Consider the following 8,393-nt stretch of genomic DNA (forward strand, 5'->3'; position numbering starts at 1 on the left):
TTACTCGCCCCGGAATTGCGGCCGCTGCTTGGCGGAAAACGCCTCGTACGCGCGCCGGAAGTCGCCGGTCTGCATGCACATCGCCTGCGCTTGGGCTTCCGCTTCTATCGCGTCGTCAAGCGCCATGGACCATTCGAGGTGCAGCATCTTCTTCGTCATGGCGTGCGCGAAGGTGGGCCCCGAGGCGAGCGACGCAGCAAGCGCACGCGCGTCGGCGGCAAGAGACTCGGGCGCGCACAGCCGGGAGTAAAACCCCCAAGCGAGCGCCTCTGCGCCGCCGAGCGCGCGGCCGGTGTAGAGCAGTTCGGCAGCCCGGCCGTGGCCGACGACGCGCGGCAGCATGGCACACGCGCCCATATCGGCGCCCGCAAGACCGACTCGGACGAACAGAAAAGCAACGCGGCTTCGCTCTGTGCCAAGACGCAGGTCCGACGCGAGGGCGAGGATCGCGCCACCACCCGCGCAGACGCCGTCGATCGCGGCGATGATCGGCTGCGGACACGCGCGCATCGTCTTCACCAGATCGCCCGTCATCCGGGTGAAGTCGAGCAATTCCGGCGCCGCCATTTTCGTGAGCGGGCCGATGATATCGTGGACGTCGCCGCCCGAGCAGAAATCGCCACCTTCGCCGCTGAGGACGATCGCTTTTACGCGGTTCTCAAACCGAAGGTTGTCGAACAAGTCGCGGAGTTCTGCATACGATTCGAAGGTGAGCGGATTTTTGCGCTCCGGCCGGTTCAATGTGATCGTGCCGATGCCGTCCGCCACGTGCCACGCGAACGAGCGCGCTCGATAGTCGAACGCGGAAAATCTCTCGCCCCGTACATTCATCGTGCGCCGTCCTTTGCCGCGGCCGCCAAATGGGCCTTGAGCGTCGCGAGCAGACCGTAGCAATCGGCTTGGTCGCGCGCGCCGAGCCCTCCGAAAAGGTCGATGATCCACGATTCATGCGCTCGCGCCATGTCTCGAAACGCCCGTTTGCCCGCAGCCGTCAACCGCACTCGCTGGGCTCGCCGGTCGTTCGGCGCGGTCGTCCGCGCGACCAGGCCTTCATGCTCGAGTTGGTCGGCGATGGCGGTGATATTGCCGCCGGAGACCATCATGCGGCGCGAGATCTCGCCCATGGAGAGACCGCCCGCGTTGCGTTCGAGCTGCGCCATGAAATCGAATCGAGGAAGTGTGGTAGCGAATTGCGTCCGCAAACGGGAGCGCACCGTGCTCTCCACGAGATTCGAGCACGCCAACAATCTGAGCCACAGCCGCAGAGCGCGGTGATCTTCGCCGGTAGCGCGAGTCTCGCTATCGAGCGTCATCCCGCTGCCTCGTCGCCCGCAACGACAATGGCCTGGCCTGTGACCGACTCCGAACCGAGCAGACAAAGCGAGACGACGGACTCGGCCACCTCGGCGGGCCGCAGCAATCTGCGCTGCGGATTGGTCCCGGCGAGTTTCGCGCGCGCGACGTCCGCCGGCATTCCGGTCTTGGCCACGATGTTTGCGACCGACGCATCGGTCATGGGCGTATCCACGTATCCCGGACAAACAGCGTTCACCGTGATGCCTGTGGCGGCGAACTCGGCCGCCAGCGCGCGCGTCAAGCCGATGACGCCGTGCTTAGAGGCGCAGTATGCGGCGATGTAGGCGCCGCCGCGTAACCCGGCGATGCTCGAAATGGAGATGATGCGGCCCCACCCGGCGTGCCGCATCCCCGCTTCGACGGCTTTGCAGCAGAAGAATGGGCCCGTCAGGTTCGTGGCGATGTGACGATTCCAAAGCGCGGAATCGGTCTTCGAAAACGGTGCGCTTTCGGCCACGCCGGCACTATTGACGAGAATCGTGATAGGCCCGAACGCGGCGGCCGCGGACTCGAACGCATCGTTTACCTCATGTTCGTCCGTGACATCGGCGATCCGCGCCTGCGCGCGACGGGTTCCTCCGATATCCGCGACGGCGATCTCGAGCCGTTCGGCCGATCTTCCAGCGAGCGTCACGCGCGCACCGTGATCCATCAACATGCGCGCGGTGGCGAGCCCTATTCCGCCCGCGCCGCCGGTGATCAGCGCATGACGCCCGTCGAGCTCGCCGCTCACGCCTGCGCCGCCTGAGTCTGCATGGCGCGCTGCAGGTTGCGCAAGTACTGCGCCTTCCCTTGCAGATATTGCTTAGGCCAATCGACCGTCTCATACCCGAGCTGCGCCGCGGCGTGCAGCGTCCAATACGGGTCGGCCAGATGGGGACGCGCGAGCGCGCAAAGATCCGCGCGGCCGGCTGCGATGATGCCGTTCGCATGATCCGGCTCGAAGATGTTGCCCACCGCCATAGTTGCGATGCCCACCTCGTTGCGGATGCGGTCCGAATACGGCGTCTGGAACATGCGCCCGTAGACCGGTGATGCCAATCGCGAGGTCTGACCGGCGGAAACGTCGATCAGGTCGGCGCCTGCCGCCTTAAATGCGCGGGCGATCTCCACCGAATCGGCGCCCGTGATGCCGCCGTCGACCCAGTCCGTTGCCGAGATGCGCACCGACATCGGCCTTTCTTGCGGCCATACCGCGCGCAATGCGCTGAACACTTCAAGGGGATAGCGCAGGCGGTTTGCGAGCGAGCCGCCGTACTCGTCTTGGCGATGATTCGAAAGCGGCGTGATGAACGACGACAAGAGGTAGCCGTGCGCGCAGTGAAGTTCGAGCAAGTCAAATCCGCAGGCCGCTCCCAGACGGGCCGCCCTGACGAACTCGTCGCGCACGCGATCCATATCCGCACGCGTCATCTCTTGAGGCAACGCATTGCTCGGGCCGGACGCCATTGCCGACGGGGCGATGAGCGGCCAATTGCCCGACGCCAACGGTTCGTCGCCGTCTTCCCAACCGAGCTGCGTGGAGCCCTTCGGCCCCGCGTGGCCCAACTGCAACGCGATCTTCGCGTGCGTCCACTCGTGAACGAATTCGACGATGCGGGTCCATGCCGCGGCGTGACCGGGTGAGTACAAGCCGGCGCACCCCGGCGAGATGCGCGCGTCGGCTGAGACACACGTCATCTCGGTGAACACCAAAGCCGCGCCGCCTTGTGCGCGAGATCCCAGATGCACGAGGTAGAAATCGTTTGGCATTCCGTCCGTGCACGAATACATGGCCATCGGCGAGACGACGATGCGGTTGTGCAGTTCGAGGTCGCGAAGTTTGAACGGCGTGAACATGGGTGGCGCAGGCCGGTGCGGCGCTTGGGCCGAGTCGGCGACCCACGCCTCCACATCCGCGACGTACGCGCCGTCGCGCGTGCGCAGATTTTCGTGGCTGATGCGCTGACTTCTGGTCAACAGGCTATAGGCGAACTGCTCCGGGCCGAGCGACGCGTAGCGGTCGACGTGCTCGAACCACTCCATGCTATTGCGCGCCGCGTTCTGAAGCCGGAGAACTTCGACGGTGCGTTCGGCTTCGTAAGCCTCAAATGCCGTTTCGAGATTCGCGCTGGATGCCACCGCGCGTGCGAGCGCGATCGCATCCTCCATCGCCAGCTTCGTGCCGGAGCCGATGGAAAAGTGCGCCGTGTGGGCTGCGTCGCCGAGCAGCACGATATTGCCGTGGTGCCACGAGCGGTTGCGCACCTGGACGAATGTGACCCACGGGTTCGCGAGATGCGCAGCGTTGCAACGCAGCGCGTGGCCATCTAAGTAACGTCCGAAGAGCTTTTCGCAAAACGCTGTTGTCTGCGCGACGTTCATCGCGTCCAGTCCCGCCGCGCGCCAGGTCTCTTCGCGGCATTCCACGATAAACGTGCTCGTTTCGGGGTCGAACGGATACGCGTGCAGCGTGAACCATCCCGCCTCGGTTCGTTCGAAGGCGAAGGTGAATGCGTCGAGATGTTTTGCCGTGCCCATCCAGACATAACGACATTCGCGCGTTTCCAGCACCGGCCCGAACACGTCGGCGTGGATCGCACGAATGCGGCTGTTGGCTCCGTCGCACGCGACGATCAAATCGGCCCCGGCGACCTGCGCGTCGTCTGCTACATCGGTTTGGAACTGGATTTCGACGCCGAGCGCGGCGGCGCGACGCGCCAAGATATCGAGCAGCACGGTGCGGCGGATGCCGCTAAATCCTTGTCCGCCAGCCGTGATGAGCCGGCCGCGAAAGTGGATGTCGATGTCATCCCAATGGATAAATCCGTCTTCGATTTCGCGATGGCTCGGCGGATCCGCCAAAGCGAGATTGCCGAGCGTCTGATCGGAGAAAACGACGCCCCAGCCAAATGTGTCGCCAGGGCGGTTGCGCTCGTAGACGGTGATCGCGTGATTCGGATCGGACCGCTTCATGAGCAATGCGAAATAGAGTCCGGCCGGACCGCCCCCTATGCAGGCAATGCGCATGCGTCCTCCCGCCAAAGTGCTTTCAGCCTAAATATATTACATCTAAAGGAATTATGCAAGGAGGAGGCTTGCCCCGTTCCTGTAGGAGGGTGAGCAACGCTCACCCATTTTTGGGCAAGCATCGTTTGCCCCAGTACGGTCACCCTCCTACAAAGGTCGGGCCTACATCACGCCGTTAGGGCAGAATTTCATGTGCACGGCGTGCGGCACGTAGTACGCGTGCAGGTCGTAGTGCGCGAAGGGCATTCCTGGGTGGCCGTTCTTCAAATAGTCGATATCCACGTGGTCGATCGTATAGCCCGGCAGCGGCCGCAAGACGTTATCCCAGGAGCCGCCGGCCGCAAACTGTTTGGGTGTGAGCATGATCTCGGTGAATACCGGCTTCCCTTGATTGACGCCGTAAATCGTCGATCCGGCTAACGGCTTCGTCACGTCGGCGTAGTGCACGCCCATCGTCTTGACGCAGGGCGACACTTGAACGAAATTGGCGGGAATGGGTTTCGGCGGCGGCGGCGATTTAGCTGGCATCATCGAATCGGCGTACGCCGTCGCGACGGATAATGCGGCGGCGGTGGCGAGCCCAAACGCAATACGACCAAGGACCATCATGCGGACCTCCTTGACGCGTGTGTGAATTGCGCGGTAATTGCTACGCGGCTCTAAGAATTGCCTGCACCAGTTGCGCGACCGCGCGAGCGGCACGAACATCGAATATATGTGACGGCTTGGAACCGGCACGAAGTGGAGTTGGAAGGAACACACCGGCGGCGGCAAGATCGCGGTCGATGAGCTGGAGAACGGCCACGGCCGCGCCCTGTGCCGGATCGGTTTTGGCGGTGCGATGAGCGAGATATGTACGGTGGTGCATCGATTGGTAAGACACGGAAGTCGCCGGTCTGTGACATCGTGAGGTCATATAGATTCTCGTAGGAGGGTGAGCAACGCTCACCCAAAACGAGGCAAGCGATGCTTGCCCTCCTACCTAAGAACGGGGCAAGCGATGCTTGCCCTAATACGAGTTAGCCGCTCATCGCGGGATCGGCGAGCACACCTTCGACCGGCCGCACCACTCCCTGTAACTGCTCGTCGATGCCTTGCGGATACTTGCCCGTGAAGCAGCCGGTGCAAAGCTCGCGGCGATCGCGCTCGGTGGCGGCGATCAATCCATCCAGACTGAGGAATCCCAACGAATCCGCACCGATCTCCTCGCGTATCTGGGGCACGGTGAGATTGGCCGCGATCAACTGATCGTACGAGGCTGTGTCCACTCCTAAGAAACAGGGATGCCGCATGGGCGGACACGTGATGCGCACGTGCACCGACTTCGCGCCCGAACGCCGCAGCAGCGCCACCAACTGCTTGGTGGTTGTGCCACGAACGATGGAGTCGTCGACGAGGACGACGCGGCGGCCGTTCAGATTGGCGAGCAGCGGATTGAACTTCAGCTTCACGCCCTGCGCGCGGATCTGCTGATCGGGCTGGATGAATGTCCGCCCGATGTAACGGTTCTTCATCAAGCCTTCGATGTACGGCAGGCCCGATTCATCCGCGTAGCCGATGGCCGCCGCGGTCGCGCTGTCCGGAACGCCCATGACGACGTCGGCTTCGACAGCATGCTCTTTAGCCAGTTCGCGGCCCATGCGGTATCGCGCGAGATACAATTCGCGCCCAGCGTATACGGTATCCGGCCGCGAGAAATAGATGTACTCGAACACGCAATTCGCGCGTTTGAACTCGGTGGGCACCATGCGGCTGCGCATGCCGTTGGCATCGATGATGATGATCTCTCCGGGTTCCACCTCGCGCACGAACTCTGCGCCCACTGTGGACAACGCGCAAGACTCCGAAGCGAGCATCCAGCCGCCATTGTATTTTCCCAGGCAGAGCGGACGGATGCCCCACGGATCGCGAAAACCGAACAGCTGGGTTTCGGTGCACATGACGATGGAAAAAGCCCCGATGCAGCGGTCCATGGTGCGCACGATGCGCTCTTCCATGTCGCCGTCGGGTTCCAAGGCGATCAAGCGCGCCATGATGTCGGTGTCGGAGTTGCTCGTTGGAACGGTGGTGTCGCTAAGCAGATCGCGCAGAGCGCCGGTGTTCACTAGGTTTCCATTGTGCGCGATGGCGAACCAGCCGAGGTCGCAATGCATCATGAGCGGTTGCGCGTTGTACACAACCGACGATCCGCTCGTCGAATAGCGCGTGTGGCCTACCGATAGATGCCCCGAAAGTGCGCCGAGATGCGCTTCGTCGAACACCTGAGAGATGAGGCCCATCTCCTTGTGACAGCGCAACACGGCGCCATCGGAGACGGCCATGCCGGCGCTTTCCTGACCGCGATGCTGTAACGCATAGAGCGCGAAAAATGTGGCGCGGGCCACGTCTTGGCCCGGTGTGAAAAAGCCGCACACACCGCAGGCATCGTGTATGGCGTCCTCGCTGCCCTCCGGCTTAGGAAGGTAGCCGTTCCAACTCTGGGGCAGGGGCGTATCCATACACCTATGACACTACCGTATAGGCACAAACGTGTCAACCTTCGGGCAAACAAAACACACGCTGGCTTGCCGCTTGAGCACTACGAGTAGGACGCATGAGCGGAACGTCAAGCTCTAGTCAGCGGGTACTCTCGCCGCGATGTCGCTGCGGCACACCAGCTTCGTCCCCGGCGCCAGTCGCTTTCCGTACGCGCCGCAGGAGGCATAGGCGGCAGCGCGGGCATCCGCAATCGTGTCGCCCAGCGCCGTCACAGTCAATACGCGGCCGCCGGCAGCATCCACCGTCTCGCCATTGATCGCCGACGAGCCCCAAAACGTCGCGCCATCGACGTGGGGTAGCCCTTTCACGGGCTCGGATTTCAGTGGGTAGCCTTCCGTGGCAAGCACAACGCCGACGCACGCGCGCGACGTGAATCGCGGCTGATCCTTCTCCGCCACCTCGCCGTTCGCGCACCCGAGCAGCAGCGCAGCGAGATCGGACTCAAGGCGCGGCAACACAACTTCTGTCTCGGGATCGCCGAATCGCGCGTTGAATTCGAGCAACATCGGCCCGTCGGCAGTCACCATGACCCCGGCGTACAAGCAGCCGCGATAGTCGGTGCCATCGTGGCGGAGACCCTCGAGCGCCGGCGCCATGATCTCGACGCCGATCCGTGTCGATCCCGCGTCGTCTAGAACGTCTGCAGCCGGCGAATATGCGCCCATGCCGCCGGTGTTGGGGCCGGTATCCCCGTCGCCGGCGCGCTTATAGTCGCATGCCGGAGCGAGCGAGTACGCCCGGTGGCCGTCGGTGACCCACATGACCGACGCTTCCCGGCCGCGCAGCGCTTCCTCTAGGACAACTGTTGAGCCGCCGCCGGGAACCTTGCGTTCGCCGTACCAGCCCTCGAGGAGCGACCTCGCTTCGGCGACGGTCTCGCAGACGACGACGCCCTTGCCGGCCGCCAGGCCATCGGCCTTGACGACGACGCTGCCCCAGGCCCACTCGTTGAGTTGCCGCTGCGCCTGCTTCAAGTCGTGGACGAGACGGAATCGCGCCGTCGGAATGCCGTGGCGGGCCATGAATTGCTTGGCGAACGCCTTGCTCGACTCAAGCCGCGCGCCGTTCCGGTTTGGGCCGAACGTCGGTATCCCCGCAGCGCGCAACGCGTCGGCCAATCCGGCCGCTAGCGCAGCCTCCGGACCGATGACGGCCAGTCCGATTCCCTCAGCCAACGACTTTGCCACGATCTGCGGCGCCGCCGTCACTGGGGCGCCAGGCCAATTCGTTCCGAGGACGGCGGTGCCGGCGTTGCCGGGTGCGGTGAACAGCGCGTCGACGCTCGGCGATTGCGACAGTTTCCAGGCCAGCGCGTGTTCGCGCCCGCCCGCGCCGACGATGAGAACCTTCACCCGGGCACGTGGCTAGCGGATGCTCTCATTCCCATTCGATGGTCGCGGGGGGCTTTGAGGTGATATCGTACACCACGCGATTCACGCCGTGCACTTCGTTGACGATGCGCGTGGAGATGCGCTGAAGCGCTTCGTAGG

At 63.6% G+C, this 8,393-nt stretch carries 9 protein-coding genes; all 9 read right to left on the reverse strand.

Going from position 1 to position 8,393, the window contains the following annotated elements:
- Entirely contained in the window at positions 1–831 is an 831-nt protein-coding gene (locus VII69_04990; GenBank protein HEY5094460.1) for an enoyl-CoA hydratase family protein, read from the reverse strand.
- Complete coding sequence (locus VII69_04995; GenBank protein ID HEY5094461.1) at positions 828–1,313, reverse strand: MarR family transcriptional regulator; 486 nt, start codon at positions 1,311–1,313, stop codon at positions 828–830. The genes VII69_04990 and VII69_04995 overlap by 4 nt, the downstream gene beginning before the upstream one ends.
- Complete coding sequence (locus tag VII69_05000; protein ID HEY5094462.1) at positions 1,310–2,089, reverse strand: SDR family oxidoreductase; 780 nt, start codon at positions 2,087–2,089, stop codon at positions 1,310–1,312. The genes VII69_04995 and VII69_05000 overlap by 4 nt, the downstream gene beginning before the upstream one ends.
- Positions 2,086–4,365 carry a bifunctional salicylyl-CoA 5-hydroxylase/oxidoreductase gene (locus VII69_05005; protein HEY5094463.1) on the reverse strand — a complete coding sequence of 760 codons (2,280 nt, stop codon included), beginning with the start codon at positions 4,363–4,365 and terminating at the stop codon, positions 2,086–2,088. Before VII69_05005 ends, VII69_05000 begins: the two co-directional genes overlap by 4 nt.
- A 162-nt stretch (positions 4,366–4,527) precedes the next feature.
- On the reverse strand, positions 4,528–4,974 hold the full coding sequence (locus tag VII69_05010) for a hypothetical protein (protein HEY5094464.1): 447 nt from the start codon (positions 4,972–4,974) through the stop codon (positions 4,528–4,530).
- A gap of 40 nt (positions 4,975–5,014) precedes the next feature.
- Positions 5,015–5,233 (reverse strand): hypothetical protein, encoded by a 219-nt coding sequence (locus VII69_05015; protein HEY5094465.1) that lies wholly within the window; start codon positions 5,231–5,233, stop codon positions 5,015–5,017.
- 151 nt (positions 5,234–5,384) lie between these two features.
- The gene (purF, locus tag VII69_05020; GenBank protein ID HEY5094466.1) at positions 5,385–6,863 is read right to left on the reverse strand and encodes an amidophosphoribosyltransferase; all 1,479 of its coding nucleotides are present in this window, start codon (positions 6,861–6,863) and stop codon (positions 5,385–5,387) included.
- A gap of 114 nt (positions 6,864–6,977) precedes the next feature.
- Positions 6,978–8,255 carry a phosphoribosylamine--glycine ligase gene (gene purD / locus VII69_05025; protein HEY5094467.1) on the reverse strand — a complete coding sequence of 426 codons (1,278 nt, stop codon included), beginning with the start codon at positions 8,253–8,255 and terminating at the stop codon, positions 6,978–6,980.
- Between the two features lie 25 nt (positions 8,256–8,280).
- Positions 8,281–8,393 (reverse strand): hypothetical protein (locus tag VII69_05030; GenBank protein ID HEY5094468.1); only part of this gene is annotated, 113 nt, incomplete at its 5' end.

Source organism: Candidatus Eremiobacteraceae bacterium, from assembly GCA_036511855.1.
Classification (GTDB): Bacteria; Vulcanimicrobiota; Vulcanimicrobiia; order Eremiobacterales; family Eremiobacteraceae; genus JABCYQ01.